At 68.9% G+C, this 14,935-nt stretch carries 14 protein-coding genes and 2 tRNA genes; 5 read left to right on the forward strand and 11 right to left on the reverse strand.

All coding sequences use genetic code 11. From position 1 onward, the window contains the following. Positions 1–700 precede the first annotated feature (700 nt). Positions 701–928, forward strand: a complete 228-nt coding sequence (locus tag AB0J93_RS28590) for a hypothetical protein (RefSeq protein ID WP_363925443.1) — start codon at positions 701–703, stop codon at positions 926–928. 5 nt (positions 929–933) lie between these two features. Here the strand turns inward: AB0J93_RS28590 and AB0J93_RS28595 are convergent, their stop codons facing one another. The 6 genes from AB0J93_RS28595 to AB0J93_RS28620 form a co-directional block, all read right to left on the reverse strand. Continuing rightward, positions 934–1,731, reverse strand: a complete 798-nt coding sequence (locus AB0J93_RS28595) for a carbon-nitrogen hydrolase family protein (RefSeq protein ID WP_363925444.1) — start codon at positions 1,729–1,731, stop codon at positions 934–936. Positions 1,732–1,793: 62 nt separating this feature from the next. Continuing rightward, on the reverse strand, positions 1,794–3,089 hold the full coding sequence (clpX, locus tag AB0J93_RS28600; RefSeq protein WP_204015394.1) for an ATP-dependent Clp protease ATP-binding subunit ClpX: 1,296 nt from the start codon (positions 3,087–3,089) through the stop codon (positions 1,794–1,796). 207 nt (positions 3,090–3,296) lie between these two features. Next, positions 3,297–3,959, reverse strand: coding sequence for an ATP-dependent Clp protease proteolytic subunit (locus AB0J93_RS28605; protein ID WP_093411492.1), 663 nt, complete (start codon positions 3,957–3,959; stop codon positions 3,297–3,299). 14 nt (positions 3,960–3,973) lie between these two features. Next, positions 3,974–4,615 carry an ATP-dependent Clp protease proteolytic subunit gene (locus AB0J93_RS28610; RefSeq protein ID WP_169600058.1) on the reverse strand — a complete coding sequence of 214 codons (642 nt, stop codon included), beginning with the start codon at positions 4,613–4,615 and terminating at the stop codon, positions 3,974–3,976. A gap of 170 nt (positions 4,616–4,785) precedes the next feature. Then, positions 4,786–6,132 carry a trigger factor gene (gene tig / locus AB0J93_RS28615; RefSeq protein ID WP_363925445.1) on the reverse strand — a complete coding sequence of 449 codons (1,347 nt, stop codon included), beginning with the start codon at positions 6,130–6,132 and terminating at the stop codon, positions 4,786–4,788. Positions 6,133–6,289: 157 nt separating this feature from the next. Continuing rightward, positions 6,290–6,363 (reverse strand) — tRNA-Pro (locus AB0J93_RS28620). 335 nt (positions 6,364–6,698) lie between these two features. Between AB0J93_RS28620 and AB0J93_RS28625 the strand changes: the two genes are divergently transcribed. Continuing rightward, positions 6,699–6,772 (forward strand) — tRNA-Gly (locus AB0J93_RS28625). 54 nt (positions 6,773–6,826) lie between these two features. On the opposite strand, the gene AB0J93_RS28630 is transcribed toward AB0J93_RS28625, so the two are convergent. After that, positions 6,827–7,060 (reverse strand): hypothetical protein, encoded by a 234-nt coding sequence (locus AB0J93_RS28630; protein ID WP_363925446.1) that lies wholly within the window; start codon positions 7,058–7,060, stop codon positions 6,827–6,829. 1,678 nt (positions 7,061–8,738) lie between these two features. Here AB0J93_RS28630 and AB0J93_RS28635 point away from each other — a divergent pair. After that, entirely contained in the window at positions 8,739–9,311 is a 573-nt protein-coding gene (locus tag AB0J93_RS28635; RefSeq protein ID WP_363925447.1) for a hypothetical protein, read from the forward strand. 185 nt (positions 9,312–9,496) lie between these two features. On the opposite strand, the gene AB0J93_RS28640 is transcribed toward AB0J93_RS28635, so the two are convergent. Continuing rightward, positions 9,497–10,405, reverse strand: coding sequence for an alpha/beta fold hydrolase (locus AB0J93_RS28640; protein WP_363925449.1), 909 nt, complete (start codon positions 10,403–10,405; stop codon positions 9,497–9,499). A gap of 30 nt (positions 10,406–10,435) precedes the next feature. Next, positions 10,436–11,449: an acyl-CoA desaturase gene (locus tag AB0J93_RS28645; RefSeq protein ID WP_363925450.1), complete on the reverse strand. Its 1,014-nt coding sequence runs from the start codon at positions 11,447–11,449 to the stop codon at positions 10,436–10,438. A 136-nt stretch (positions 11,450–11,585) separates the two neighbouring features. Between AB0J93_RS28645 and AB0J93_RS28650 the strand changes: the two genes are divergently transcribed. Next, a complete protein-coding gene (locus AB0J93_RS28650; RefSeq protein ID WP_363925485.1) occupies positions 11,586–12,866 on the forward strand; it encodes a sensor domain-containing protein in 1,281 nt (426 codons plus the stop codon). Then, complete coding sequence (locus tag AB0J93_RS28655) at positions 12,818–13,453, forward strand: response regulator transcription factor (protein ID WP_363925451.1); 636 nt, start codon at positions 12,818–12,820, stop codon at positions 13,451–13,453. Before AB0J93_RS28650 ends, AB0J93_RS28655 begins: the two co-directional genes overlap by 49 nt. 23 nt (positions 13,454–13,476) lie before the next feature. Here AB0J93_RS28655 and AB0J93_RS28660 read toward each other — a convergent pair whose 3' ends face one another. Together AB0J93_RS28660 and AB0J93_RS28665 are read right to left on the reverse strand one after the other, a co-directional pair. Next, positions 13,477–14,535 carry a hypothetical protein gene (locus AB0J93_RS28660; protein ID WP_363925452.1) on the reverse strand — a complete coding sequence of 353 codons (1,059 nt, stop codon included), beginning with the start codon at positions 14,533–14,535 and terminating at the stop codon, positions 13,477–13,479. Further along, a complete protein-coding gene (locus AB0J93_RS28665; protein WP_363925486.1) occupies positions 14,532–14,861 on the reverse strand; it encodes a PadR family transcriptional regulator in 330 nt (109 codons plus the stop codon). Before AB0J93_RS28665 ends, AB0J93_RS28660 begins: the two co-directional genes overlap by 4 nt. Between the last annotated feature and the right edge of the window lie 74 nt (positions 14,862–14,935).

The raw sequence follows: 14,935 nt of genomic DNA on the forward strand, positions 1-14,935 counted from the left end.
ACCAACCAGAAAAACTGGCCAGCCCGGGAATCAAACAAATTTGGCACTGGCTTATCAAGCACCCTGTTGAGTTCTCAAAGAACAACCACACACCAAACTCGGCTTCACTTGGTGAAACCGCGTCCGGGGCAACCGCTCCAAACTATCCGAACCGCGCTTCGAGGTCAACCCGAGAGATCAGGCGTCTCGTAACTAGCTCGGGGCCCACGCCATCGCTCGCCTTTCGGCGCTAGCATCTGTCGTGGAGAACCGCAGACCGGCCGATCATCACTCAAGACAACCCGCCCGGCTCCTGCCGGCTCCAGAACCTTACCCGGTCGGCTTCGCGATCGCAACTCCATCTTCAAAGTTGCTCCGCACCGCCCGGCCTCAGCCTCGCGTCGACATGGTCTTCGCGTTGCTGGCGCCCGTTGTCAGCCGGTTTGCTCCGGCCTCCCGCGTGCAGAGGGAAAGTTACGCGGACACCCCGGAGAAGGCAAATCATCCATCATCGATATCCGTCCAACGTTCGGCGAACGCTGGCCGGGCCGGCGCTCTCCGGGCGCGCGAACGGCCCCGGTCCAACGGCTCGGCTGACCGGACCCGGGTCGGGTGCAGCCCGCTGCCTCGCCCCCTACTGGCCAGCGCATCGGCATGGTCGCTAAGGAGTGGTCTTCGCGCCAACGACCACGAGAGGTTCCGACGTGCCAGAGTGTCTGGCATGGATGACGTGTCCCGGCCCCTAAGCCCGGTCCTCGCCGAGGACGCGCTACTCGGCCTCCTGTTACCGATATGGCAACTGCTCATCGGGGCTTTTGTGCTCTTCGCGGTCCTGGTCTCGATCGGCCGCCTGGCCCGGCGCGGCCCGTCCCGGATGAGTACCGCCCTGCTGATCACCGCCGCTGCCATCGCCGGCTTCGCGCTGGTCGGCGTACTGCTTCAGGGGTAAGGGCGTCAGAGACGGCGGTTCGCCAGACTTGGCAGCTCGGCACGGATCCGGTCCAGGCAGCTCAGGTCGATGTCGGTCACCGCGAGCCCCGGGCCGTCGGGCACCTGAGAGAGCACCGTCCCCCAAGGATCGATCACCATGCTCCGCCCGAAACAGGTCCGGCCGGGTTCGTGATCACCTGTCTGCCCGGCCGCCGCGACGAAACACTGGTTCTCGATCGCGCGGGCCCGCAGCAGCACCTCCCAGTGGTCCCTCCCGGTATGCATCATGAAGGCCGCCGGCACCACCAGCAGGTTGGCTGCGCCAACGGTGGCAAGCTGTCGGTAGAGCTCGGGGAAGCGCAGGTCATAGCAGATGGACAGGCCCACCCGTAGCCCCTCGACGTCCACCACGACCGGCCGGTCCCCGGGGGCCACTGTCGCGGACTCCCGATAGGAGACGCGGCCGGGAATCTCCACGTCGTACAGGTGGATCTTGCGGTAAGAGGCGGCGAGCGTGCCGGAACGGTCGAAGACCAGCGTGGTGTTCCAGGTGCGGTCCGGGTCGGGGCCCGCCTCGTGGAAGGAGCCGGCGATCAGCCAGACCCCGCGCCGGCGCGCGGCGGCGGCGAAGAACCGGCCCACCCGGCCGTCCACGGACTCCGGCGCCGGCATCCCGGCGCCTGGACCGAGATAGTCGACGTACTCAGGCAGCAGCACCAGGTCCGCGCCGGCCTCGGCGGCGCGATCGATCAGAGTCTCCGCAGCGGCGAGGTTCGCCTCTCGATCGTCCCGGGAGTTCAGCTGGCAGACGGCAACGCGCATGGCTGCCAGCGTACGGGTGGACGGCGGCCGGCCGCAGCGTGCGGTCGCGGCGCCGGCCGGGATCAGGCGGACTTCTCCTCGCGCTCGCGCCGGGCACGGCGACCCGTGAACTCACGCGGAACGATCGTCGGGTTTACGTTCTCCAGTACCGCCTCACGGCTGATCAGCACCCGGGCGGCATCAGGATTGCTGGGTACCTCGTACATCACGGAGAGCAGCACCTCCTCCATGATGGCGCGCAGCCCGCGAGCGCCGGTGCCGCGCAGCATGGCCTGGTCGGCGATTGCTTCGAGAGCGGGCCGCTCGAACTCCAGCTCGACGCCGTCCAGCTCGAACAGGCGTTGATACTGCCGGACCAGGGCGTTACGTGGCTCGGTGAGGATCCGTACCAGCGCGGTGCGGTCCAGGCTCCGGACACTCGTGATCACCGGCAGCCGGCCGATGAACTCGGGGATCAACCCGAACTTGAGCATGTCCTCCGGCATCACCTGGCTGAAGATGTCGTCGGTGGAGCGGTCGGAGACCGCGCGGAGCCGAGCGCCGAAGCCGGTGCCACCGTGCCCCGTACGTGCCTCGATGATCTGATCCAGACCGGCGAAGGCCCCACCGCAGATGAACAGCACGTTCGTCGTGTCGATCTGGATGAATTCCTGGTGGGGATGCTTGCGACCGCCCTGCGGGGGCACGTTTGCGACAGTGCCCTCAAGCATCTTCAGCAACGCCTGCTGGACGCCCTCACCGGAGACGTCACGAGTGATCGAGGGGTTCTCCGACTTGCGGGCGATCTTGTCGATCTCGTCGATGTAGATGATGCCGGTCTCGGCCCGCTTGATGTCGTAGTCGGCAGCCTGGATCAGCTTCAGGAGGATGTTCTCCACGTCCTCGCCGACGTAGCCAGCCTCGGTCAGGGCGGTGGCGTCGGCGACGGCGAAGGGGACGTTGAGCATCCGGGCGAGGGTCTGCGCCAGGTGGGTCTTGCCACACCCGGTCGGACCGAGCAGCAGGATGTTCGACTTGGCCAGTTCCACGCCGTCGTTACCGGCGCCCGGCGCATTGGCCGCCTCGGCCTGGATCCGCTTGTAGTGGTTGTAGACCGCGACGGCGAGCGCCTTCTTGGCCTGCTCCTGGCCCACGACGTAGTTGTCGAGGAACTGGCAGATCTCCATCGGCTTGGGAAGCTCTTCCCACTTCACCTCACCGGACTCGGCCAGCTCCTCTTCGATGATCTCGTTGCAGAGATCGATGCACTCGTCGCAGATGTAGACCCCGGGGCCCGCGATGAGCTTCTTGACCTGCTTCTGCGACTTCCCGCAGAAGGAGCACTTCAGTAGGTCGCCGCCGTCACCGATCCGTGCCACCTACGTTCTCCCTGCACTCATCGGCCGGAGCCCCGGCCACGACCTGCGGACGCTGACGCTCCGCTCGTCTTTCTCTCGCCCGCCGGTCGCCCGGCGAGGTGGTACGGACCCGACGTTACCCGCTGCCGCAGGTTTCTCCGACCCCCAAAACGGGTGTGTCAGAGGTCGGCCGGCAACGAGCCCGACCGACCTCTGACCCGGTAGCGGTCAGCTGGCCGCGTTCGCGGCCAACAGACCCTTCTTACGACTGGTGAGGATCGTGTCGACAAGCCCGTACTCGCGGGCCTCCTCCGCCGTCATGATCTTGTCACGGTCGATGTCTTTACGAACCAGGTCGACCGGGCGGTTGCAGTGCCGGGAGAGCATCTCCTCCAGCTGGGTGCGCATCCGCAGGATCTCCTTGGCCTGGATCTCGATGTCCGAGCCCTGCCCGTAGCCGCCCTCGGTGGCCGGCTGGTGGATGATGATGCGCGAGTTCGGCAGAGCCATCCGTTTGCCCGGGGTGCCCGCCGAGAGCAGCACCGCGGCGGCCGAGGCGGCCTGGCCGAGGCAGACCGTCGAGATGTCCGGCCGGACGTACTGCATCGTGTCGTAGATCGCCGTCATCGCGGTGAAGGAGCCACCCGGCGAGTTGATGTACATGATGATGTCCCGGTCGGGGTCCGTCCCCTCCAGGGTGAGCAGCTGGGCCATCACGTCGTTGGCCGACGCGTCGTCCACCTGCACGCCGAGGAAGATGATGCGGTCCTCGAAGAGCTTGTTGTACGGGTTGGACTCCTTGACCCCGTACGACGTGCGCTCGACGAACGACGGCAGAACATAGCGGTTGTGCACGGCCGCGAACTGGGGCGGCAGGCTCAGGTCGGTCATCGTCTGCTCCTCGATCAGCTCAGGGTCCCGGCGCCTTCGGGAACCTGAGCGGCCCCCGTGATCACCTTGTCGATGAAGCCGTAGTCGACGGCCTCCTGGGCGGTGAACCAGCGGTCCCGGTCCGAGTCCGCCTCGATCTGCGCCGGCTGCTGACCGGTGTGGAAGGCGACGCGCTCCTGGAACATCCGCTTGGTGTACAGCATCTGCTCGGCCTGAATCGCGATGTCGGCGGCGGTGCCGCCCATCCCGCCGGAAGGCTGGTGCATCATGATCCGGGCGTGCGGTAGGGCGTAGCGCTTGCCCTTCGTACCCGCGCAGAGCAGCAGCTGGCCCATGGACGCGGCCATGCCCATCGCCACGGTCGACACATCGTTGTCGATGAACTGCATCGTGTCGTAGATGGCCATGCCGGAGTAGACCGAGCCACCGGGCGAGTTGATCCAGAGGTTGATGTCGCGGTCCGGGTCTTCCGCGGCGAGCAGCAGCAGCTGCGCGCAGATGCGGTTGGCGACCTGGTCGGTCACCTCGCTGCCCAGGAAGACGATCCGCTCCTTGAGCAACCGGTTGTAGACCGAGTCGTCGAGGTTGCCAATGGTGTCACCGCCGCGGGCGTCGATCGCCCGAAGCGGCTTCGCTGGGATGTGCATGTCGGTCATGGCAGCCCTTCGCTCTCCGTACCGTCGTGTCCGACACTAACCGCTGGGCCGGTCGCCAGACTCCCGGTCCGGGCACTGTTCGCTCTCAGCGCAGCAGGCCGAAGGCGTACCCGGAAAAGGGATCGGGCCACCACCCACCGCGACCGGCGGACGGTGGCCCCACCCGGCGATCAGTGCTCGTGCGAGTGCTCCTGCTCGCTCGCCTCACGCAGCGCGTCCATGGTCACCACGTTGCCGGCCGAGTCCTTGATCGTGATGCGCTCCATCACCGAGGCCAGGGCCTTGCCCCGCCGGACGTCGCCGTAGACCGCACCGGCGGTGCCGGAGCGGACAAGCTGGTCGTAGTACTGCTGGGGGGCCATGCCGGCGCGCTGGGCGCGGTGGACGATCTCGTGACCGAACTCGTCGTCGGAGACCTGCACGTCCTCGGCGTCGGCGAGGGTGTCGAGCAGCAGCTGAACCTTGACGCCCTGGGTGGCGGCGTCGGTCAGCTCGGCGTCGATCTGCTCCTCGGTCTTCTCCTCGGCGGCGAGGTAGTCCTCCATCGAGGCGCCGATGCGCTCCAGCTGGTCGGCCATCGCCTCCTTGCGGCTCTCCACCTCGTCACGGATCACGCCCTCCGGCGCCGGTACGTCGGCGGCCTCGACGAGCTGCTCCAGGGCCTTGTCACGGGCGGCGTAGATCTGCTCGACCCGCTTGCCCCGGGTGACCCGCTCGCGCAGATCCGCCCGCAGCTCCTCGATGGTGTCGAACTCGCTGGCGAGCTGGGCGAACTCGTCGTTCAGCTCCGGCAGTTCCTTCTCCTTGACCGTACGCACGGTCACCAGGACCTCGGCGTCACGACCGGCGAAGTCGCCGCCCACGAGCTGGGTGGTGAAGGTGGTGTCCTCGCCGGCGGACAGACCCACGACCGCCTCGTCCAGGCCCGGCAGGAGCTGCTTGCTGCCCACCTCGTGCGAGATGTTGCTGGCCGAGCCGCCCGGCACCTCCTCGCCGTCGACGGTCGCCCGCAGGTCGATCTGGACGTAGTCGCCCTCGGCCGCGGCGCGCTCGACGGTCTTCAGGGTGGCGAAGCGCTCACGCAGGCCGTTCACCTGCTCGTCGATCTCGCTGTCGTCGATCTGCAGCTCGTCGACGGTGACCTCGATCGAGGCCAGGTCGGGCACGGTAATCTCCGGCCGGACGTCCACCTCGGCGGTGAAGTTGAGCGAGTCGCCGTCGTTGAACTCGGTGATCTCGACCTCGGGACGCCCCAGCGTCTTCAGGTCGTGCTCACGTACGGCGGAGAGGATGTTCTGCGGGATCGCCTCCTGCACCGCCTCGTTGAGCACGGTGCCCCGGCCGACCCGCTGGTCGATGATCGCCGGCGGCACCTTCCCCTTACGGAAGCCGGGGATCTGGATCTGCTGGCCGATCTCCCGGTACGCCTTCTTGAGGCTCGGCTCGAGCTCGACGAACGGCACCTCGATGGCGAGCCGCACGCGCGTCGGGCTCAGAGTCTCGACGGTGCTCTTCACAGGCGTACTCCTTGACGGATCTCGGTTGATTCTGGGCGCACTTTCGGCCCATCGAGTGTAGGCGAGCCGACACGGCGGACCAGCAGCACCCGGTACCGACGGCGGGCCTGCCCCGCGTGCCGGTCCCCCGGGTGCCGCCGTCCGGTGCTTGCGGCAGTCGGGGTGGCGGGATTTGAACCCACGGCCCCTCGCTCCCAAAGCGAGTGCGCTACCAAGCTGCGCCACACCCCGTGGCGACGAGCAGTCTATGCCGTCCCTCCGACAACCGGATGCCGGGGCGTCACCCAACGCGCCGAACGAGGACGAACCGGACACCAGCGCTCCGGGTCGCCGGGTCGGCGGGTCGGCGGGTCGGCGGGTCGGCGGGTCGGCGGGTCGGCGGGTCGGCGGGTCGGCGGGTCGCAGTTTGCGGGATGTTGCTGCCTCGAAGCGAGTGGCGGCGCGAGACGACAACTTCCCGCATGTTGCGAGGATCGACGCGGCGCGGGCGCGGCACGGGGATACGGCCGCGCGGCCGCCGTGGGTATTGGGTAGGCTGTCGGGCGCACCCGGTCGTTCGGGTGTACGCGGGCGTAGCTCAATGGCAGAGCTTCAGTCTTCCAAACTGACGGTGCGGGTTCGATTCCCGTCGCCCGCTCCACCGAACTCCGGCCCAGGTCAATGGCATGATCGCCGAATCTGGGTCGATCTCGTCTCAGCCTTCTTTGATCTTGCGTGCCAAGGGCGTGCCGGTAACGTCCGAGGCCGCTTCACGTGGCGTCCGAGCGGCCTTCTTGCCCTTGGCCGCCTTCCGCTTGGTCGACTCGTCGCCAGCCGCGCCGGTGGCCGCTGTGTCCTTGGGTTGCTTGGAGTTGGCCTTGCTCGTTGCGCTTGGTCTGCTTGGTGATTCAGCGGTCCACGACGTCGGCGATTTCCCGGTCACGCTCACTGTTGGCGTGCTGATAGATCAGCGCCGCGCATGCTGGCGTGCCCCATCCGGTGCATCATGTCCCGGGGTGCTGGCCCCGGTCGTCGCCGCCAGGTTGTTGCCCTTGTGCCGCAGGTCGTGGAGGTGGAATCCGGCTGGCATGCCAGCCGCCCGCAGCGCCGCCGCCTAGCCGACCGCTCGCCAGCTGCCAAAACGCAGCACCGCACCTTTCCCCAGCAAGACACCGCGCAAGCACGGGCAACCCGCCCCACTCGGCCTGCTCGCGGCCTGCGGGGCGGGCTTTCTGGTTATCCGCGTTGTTCTGACGCTCGACGACGATCCGCGTCCTCAAGGGCGTGGCGCACAGCTGTCCGGATCACGATGTACAGGACGGCCTGCCCGGCCAGCCATAAGACCATGGCGAAGAACATCTGTGTGAGCGGGAGACCATCAAACAGCATGGGCGGCACGATAGTTCGGAGCGGCCCTGCTTGCTGCCCCTGCGTGACCAGCGCCCACTTGCATCCGCTTTGCCCTCGAGACTGTCGATGTCAGGGCCGGGGGCGATCGCGGAAGTGGTCGTCCACCGCCGAGCTCAGAGCGATCGGCTGCCACGCCGCTCCGCGGCCTGCCACCTGGCTATATGGGTCCGGCCAGTTGCCGACCGCGCCAGCGTCAGTCACCGCCGTTCGCCTATGGCGGGCCGAAGGGGTGCAGCTACGAGACGTCGAACAGGCGTAAGCCGTCGTACTCGGCGAGGTCGGCGTAGTCCTTGCCGTTGAAGGTCGCCAGCGGCAGCCGGTCGAGCAGGCAGCAGGCCGCGATTTAGGAGTCGTTCGTCGGGCGGGGACGCCCCCGATGCTGCGCCCGTGCCTGGAGCCGGCCCCAGGTGGTCGTTACTGCCTCGTCAAAGGGCAGCAGCACGACCCCGGATCGCCACTGCGCGAGGTGCGTGGCCCCCAACTCCGCAGCACGGTCCACTTAGTCAACTCGCCGAGCGTGACGAACGTGATACACAGGGTCTTACCGGCCGGCCGAGCCCGAAGCCGATCATGCAGGCGGCCCCGCAGGATCGCCGACGCCACGTCGGTGTCCAGGACGACCAGGCTCACGCGGCGCTGGCCCGCCGAGAGGCGTACAGGTCGGCGAGGAAGTCGTCCAACTCTTCATCGGACTCGAACAGATCCGGCCGGGCCAGGTCGTCAACGGAGGACGACCGGCAACACACCCTGCCGGCGGGACAACTCCTCCGCCGGCACATGCTCAGCGGTCGGCCACTCGGGCATCCGCTCGGCGTTGCTCGACATCCCGGCCCACCTCCTCCAACGCACCGCCACTCATTGTCGCATGGTCAGCACCGGCACTACCGTCACTCGGCCGCGCGGAGAGCCGGCGACACGGCAAGCCGCCCCCGGCCCGACAGGCCGGGGCGGTGGGCCGCACACCGCCGGACAGCCACCCGCCCACCGCGCAACCGTGCCAGCCACGTGTCTGTCGCCGGTGTCCCAGGCGGTCAACAGCGGTCATGATCGGGCACGACCGCACCCCAGCTGACCAGGCGATCCGGGCAGATCAGGACAGCCGGAAACAATCGTTCAACTGACGGTGCGGGTTCGAGTCCCGTCGCCCGCTCCACTTCATCACCTGACCGGAAGAATCTGGTCGCCCCGGTCCGTATGGTGCTGCCACGATTGCCACCGTGACTGGCGACTCCCCGACCGGCGACTCCGGCACCTGGCGTAGCGCGCTTCTCGCTCGCGTGGTCGGTGAGATCGAGGCGGAGATTCGTCAGGCGTGGGAGCGACTTGCCGTCGACCTCGATGTCGACCCCGATTCGTCCGAGGCGATCGAATTGGCCTGGCTGGTGGTCAACGACCCGGCGGCGTACGACTGGCGGACCGTCGACGCCGCGATTGACCGGCTGCGCTGTCCGGCGTGTGGGTCACGGCTGACCCGGGGACCGGCCGCGTGCGAGACGTGCGAGTTCCATCATCGGATGCGGTTCGGTGCCCGGGAGGTGGACCGTCGGCAGGTTCCGCCGGGCAACGAACATGCTTTGCGGGTGGCGAGTGCGGTGGCGCGTACCCGTCATCGCTATTCGGCCAGGGCTCGGGTGGGTTACGAGTTGGTGCTGCCGGAACTCGTTGCCGGTGCGCTGCCCATCACCCGGCAGGCTCAGGCCGGCAAGGCCCTGATCAACAAGCTGACCGATGATGAGTGTGACCGCGTCGGGAGCTTCGCCCAGGTCGAGGAGTTGGCGCGCGGTCGCTGACCCCCACCGTCCACGACCTTCTGGAGCCGCCATGTCCGGCGAACCGGAGCCGGGTGTACAGCCCGAGTGGCTGCGGCCCGGCCACGAGCGGGGTGATCCGGTGATGCTGACGGTCGACGGGCAGGACTTCTTCCGGGTTCAGGCCAGGGCGGGCGCACCGGCTGCCAGTGGCGGAGCTGGCACCGTCACCGGGAGCAGAGCCGGCGTTGCAACCAGGTGACGACAAGTTCGTCGAAACCGGGAGCGCGGTCGGCACCGATCCGGAGGTTGTGGTCGGCACCGGGGAACACCACGATCTCGTGGTCGTCGTGGCCAGCCTCCCGAAGGACGGCGGCGACGACCCGGGCGCTCTCCCAGACCGGTACGAGCAGGTCCTCGGCGCCGTAGATGGCAAGCATCGGGCAGGTGAGTGCCCTGAGCGCAGCGGTCGGGTCGTGGTCGGCTATGCCGGCGAGGAAGGCGATCGACGGGGGTGTCGTGCCGGCCAGCAGCGCGTACCACGGTGCGGTGTGCCAGGGTGCCTGGGCGGCGTGGACGCGTACCGGATCCTCGCCGGACCGTACCCGGCGGACCTGCTCACGGAGCAGCGTCAACGCCTGCTCGACGTCCGCCTCGGTGAAACCCTCGGCGGGAAGCTGGTGGCGGAGCCGGTGCTCCTCCTGGGCCAGCACGCCCACGCCCGGGCCGGACACGCATACCACCGCCGCGACCGTGTCGCTGCGGGAGGCGGCGAGGGGGGCCACCCAACCACCCTGGCTGTGGCCGACCAGGGCGACCGCGTCGGCCCGTACGCCTGGCTGCTGGCGCAGGGTGCGGACCGCCGCCAGGGTCTCCTCGGCGCGGTCAGTGAGCCGCTGGCGGGTCCAGTCTCCGGTCGAAGCCCCCGAACCTGGCTTGTCGTAGGCGAGGCTGGCGAATCCGGCGGCGGCCAGCCGGGTCGGCCACTCCCCCAGGTCGCGCCCGCCGGGCCCCGAGCCCTCGACGAAGACCACCGCCGGGTACGGACCTGGCGCGGGCGGTCGAACCAGGTCACCGACCAGTTCGTCGCCGTCGTGCCGGAAGGACAGTTCCGTCGACACCGGCTCGAACAGCACACCGTCACGATATCCAGGCGGTGCCGGGGCTCAGCGTGCCGCGTGTTCGGCGCGGGCGGGGGCGCCGACCTCGTGCAGGTGTCGTAGGGCCTGGCGGTAGGAGTCGATGAGGCCGGTCTGTTCGTAGGGCACGCCGATCTCGGCACAGTACGCCTGCACGATCGGTTGGGCCTTGCGCAGGTTGGGTGTGGGCATGCCGGGGAACAGGTGGTGTTCGATCTGGTAGTTCAGGCCGCCGAGCGCCACGTCGGTGAGCCAGTTGCCACGGACGTTGCGGGAGGTCAGCACCTGCTTGCGCAGGAAGTCCTCGTCGCCGGTCGGGTGCGGCATGCCCTTGTGGTTGGGGGCGAACGTCAGACCCAGGTAGACGCCGAACAGAGCCTGGTGCAGCAGCAGGAAGGCGACGGCCTGGAGCGGCGTGAGGACCACCAGGAGCGCCGCGAGGTAGCCGACGGCATGCAGCACCAGCAGGGCGCTCTCGACACCGCGGCGCCGCACCGTGCCGTCGCGCAGGGCCTTGACGCTTGACACCTTGAGGCTGACGGCGAGCAGCGCGAGGAGCGGGAAGAACAGTGCGGCCTGGTGCCGGGTGATGAAGCCCTTCAGTCCGCGCCGGCCGGTGGCTGCCTCGGCGGCCCAGATGAGCACCTCGGGGGCCACGTCCGGGTCGAGGTCGTCGTGGTTGGGGTTGTTGTGGTGGCGGGTGTGCTTGTCCATCCACCAGCCGTAGCTCATCCCGACGCCGAGGTTCCCGGCGAGCAGTCCGGCGACTTCACTGGGTCGTTTGGTGCGGAACACCTGACGGTGCGCCAGGTCGTGCGCCACGAGTGCCACCTGGGCGAACGTGACGGCGAGGAAGACAGCCGTGATCATCTGCCACCAGGAGGAGCCGATGACGAGGAAAGCCGTCCAACCGCCGAGATACATGAGCGCGACGACGCCAAGCCGGAGGGCGTAGTAGGCGGGCCGGCGTTGCATAAGTCCAACTCCGATGATCCGGCGGGAGAGCGCGGCGAAGTCGCTGCCGGTCGTCGTGGTAGTCATGGCCTTAGCAAACCGTCTCACGACCTGCGTGTCAGGAGTTCTACCCTCTCTGCGGAGGGGGTGCTGGCACCACCGACGGACGGCTGCCACGGTGGGCAGAATATGACCCGTGGACGTGGCCGGAGCTTTCGAACGGATGGGCCCGTGGGTCCGCCGAGGGGTGCGTTCCGTGCTGGCCGGTGTGGCCGCGATCGGTCTGGCACTCACGAACTTTCCGCTGCTCGTCCTGTCGATTGTCGCGCTGGCGCTGATACCGGTGCCCTTCCTGGGCATGGCGCTGGTGACCTGGACGACGACGTTTGTCAGAAAGCGCACCGATCTTGAGCGGAGGCGCGCCTCCCGCGCTGGTGTCCCGGTGGCACGTCCGTACCATCCGCCTCCCGAGCGGGCCCTGCCCGGCGGTTGGCGCCGCTTCCGGTGGACCGTCACCGACCCGGCCACCTGGCGCGATCTCGCCTGGCTGGTGCCGGGTGCCATCGTCGGGATCGTCCTCGGCATGATCGCGCTGGCCATACCGCTTTACGGGCTGGCCGGGCTGACGCTGACGCCGTTGTGGATCTGGCTGGGTACCGGCTGGTACGGCTACGGCACCGTCTGGTCCATCGACACGTTCGGTGAGGGCCTGCTCTGCCTGCCGCAGGGCGCCGCCATCCTGGCCGGCGGCCTCTGGGTGGCGCCGTGGCTACGTCGCGTCGACGCCTCCTTCACCCGACTTCTGCTCAGACCGACCCGGGCCGCCGAACTCCGGCTGCGCGTCACCCAGCTGACCGTGACCCGCGCCGACACGGTGGACGCGCAGGCCGCCGAGTTGCGTCGCATCGAGCGCGACCTGCACGACGGCATCCAGGCGCGGCTCGTCTCGCTGGGCATGATGATCGGGCTCGCCGACGAACTGATCGACCGGAATCCGGCCGCGGCTCACGAGATGCTCGCCGAGGCGCGTGAGTCGAGCGGTACGGCGCTGGTCGAGCTGCGGCACCTCGTACGCGGAATCCATCCGCCCGTACTGGCGGAACGTGGTCTGGAGGGCGCGGTGCGGGCACTGGCGCTCAGCCTTCCCGTGCCGATCACGGTCGACGCCGACCTTCCCGGCCGGCTCGACACACCGGTCGAGTCGGCGGCGTACTTCGCCGTGGCCGAGACCCTGACCAACGTGGTCCGGCACAGTCGCGCGCACCACGGGTGGGTGTCGCTGCGCCACGTCGAGGGACGGTTGACGATGGTGGTGACCGACGACGGTGCCGGCGGTGCCGACTCCGCCGCCGGCACCGGTCTGCACGGTATCGAGCGTCGCCTCGCCGCCTTCGATGGCACGATGGCGCTGTCGAGCCCGCCCGGCGGGCCCACCGTCGTCACCATGGAGCTGCCGTGCGCGTTGTCATCGCCGAGGACCATGCACTCCTTCGTGACGGACTGACCCGCATCCTTCAGGCCTTCGACTTCGACGTCGTCGCGGCCATCGACAACGGCCCGGCCCTGCTACCCGCTCTGGTCACCGAGAAGCCCGAGGTGGCGGTGGTCGACGTCCGCCTCCCACCGACCTTCACCGACGAGGGCCTACAGGCCGCGATCGCGGCCCGGAACCGGATACCCGGACTGCCGGTCCTCGTGCTCTCCCAGCACGTCGAGCCCTTGTACGCCAGGGAGCTGCTCAGCACTCCCCAGGGTGGCGTCGGTTACCTGCTCAAGGATCGGGTCTCCAACGTCGGCGAGTTCATCGACGCCGTCCGCCGCGTCGCCGCGGGCGGCAGCGCCATGGATCCCGAGGTGATCACACAGCTCCTCGCCCGCCGGGAGCCGCTGGCCGCCCTCACCGTCCGGGAACGGGAGGTGCTCGGCGAGATGGCCGAGGGCCGCTCCAACGCCGCGATCGCCACCAAGCTCCGCATCACCGAGAAGGCGGTGAGCAAGCACATCAACAACATCCTCACCAAGCTGGACATGCCGCCCTCCGACGACCACAACCGCCGGGTGCTGGCCGTGCTGGCCTACCTGAACGCCTGAGGCGGAACGCGTACCGGCTCCGATCAGTCGGCGGTGCGGTGTGGCTCCGCGGCAGCCGACTCCGGCGGCAGGTGGCGCAGCGCCCGGAAGGCCCGTACGGCCAGGGGCACGCCGACCGCCAGGACGGCGGCGGCCTGCACCGAGGCGATCGTCAGCAGTGCCGTGCGCTGCGTCTGGCCGACGATGTCGGGCAGGGTCGCGGTGCGCAGGACAAGTGCGGTCGCGGCGAGCATGACCAGCGCCAGCGACCAGGGCAGTGTGCGAGCCGGTGGACGGAATGCACATACGCCCAGGTGGACCACCATGGCAACGACGACCAGCGCACAGCACAGGCCCGGCCAGTCCAGCAGCCGTAGGGCCGGCGTGGTCGCCTGGGCGACGAACAGCGGTACGGGAACCGCGAGGATGCCCACCGGTAGGGCCAGGAGCCAGCGTCGGCGTGCCACCGGCGCACCGTCGCGGTGGACGGCCGACATCGCGACCAGCAGGAGAAGCTCGATGAGCAGCATCGCCCACGACGCCACGGTCACCGGTGCGGGGCCGCTGCCCTGCTCGACGGCGATGGCGATGGCCTGCGGCACGATGGCGATCACGGCGACGGCCTGGGCTACGCGCCGGTGACCGAGGACAAGGGCGAGGAAGGCCGGCAGCCAGGCGTACCCGGCGACGTGCAAGGTGGCCTGCCAGGTGCTGCTGGGCGGGACGGGAGCCCATTCGGACGTGGGCACGGGCAGCCAGCTCAGCGCACCGGTGAGCCACAGCGTGACGGCGAGGCCGACGGCGGCCATGGCCGCCTGGGTCAGCACTCCGGCCAGGACCGCCAGGCGGACCGCCTGCCCCCAGGCGTACGGGCGCGGTGGCGCGTCAGGCCCGCCGATCCGTAACCCGACGGCGAGGGACAGGATGCTGGTCACCTCCGCCAGGCTCGGGCGTCCGTGGTCCGCGAGGTATTCGTCGGTCTCGGCGTCGCCGGTCTGCATGGTTTCCAGGAAGGCGGCGACCATGTCGTCCTCCCACTGCCGCCGGTATCCGGCGGGCAGCAGCCGCAGCACCCGGCGGTAGCGCTCCTCCAGCCGGCTCATGCGGACGTCCCTTCGATCGGGCTCTGTCGGCGCAACCGGGTCGAGGCGAGCCGGGCGTTGGCGGCCAGCCGTCGAGCCTCCGCGTCGAGGGCGTGGCGTCCCCGTTCGGTCAGCCGGTAGTACCGGCGCAGCCGGCCCTGCCAGGTCTCCTCGCGGTCCAGCTCGATCAGGCCGCCACCGACGAGCCGGTCCAGCGCTCCGTACAGTGACCCGATCTTCAGCCGCACCCGGCCCTGCGACAGGTCCGTCACCTCGGCGACGATGCCGTAGCCGTGACGCGGGCCGTCGAGCAGCGCGGTGAGGACGAAGAAGGTCGGTTCGGTCATCGCCCCGGGACTCATCAGGTCAATATAGTGGCCGGCAATATATCTTGGCCAGCATCACCTCTGAAAATGCCCCG

This window comes from Micromonospora sp. NPDC049374 (genome assembly GCF_040677165.1).
Classification (GTDB): Bacteria; Actinomycetota; Actinomycetes; order Mycobacteriales; family Micromonosporaceae; genus Micromonospora.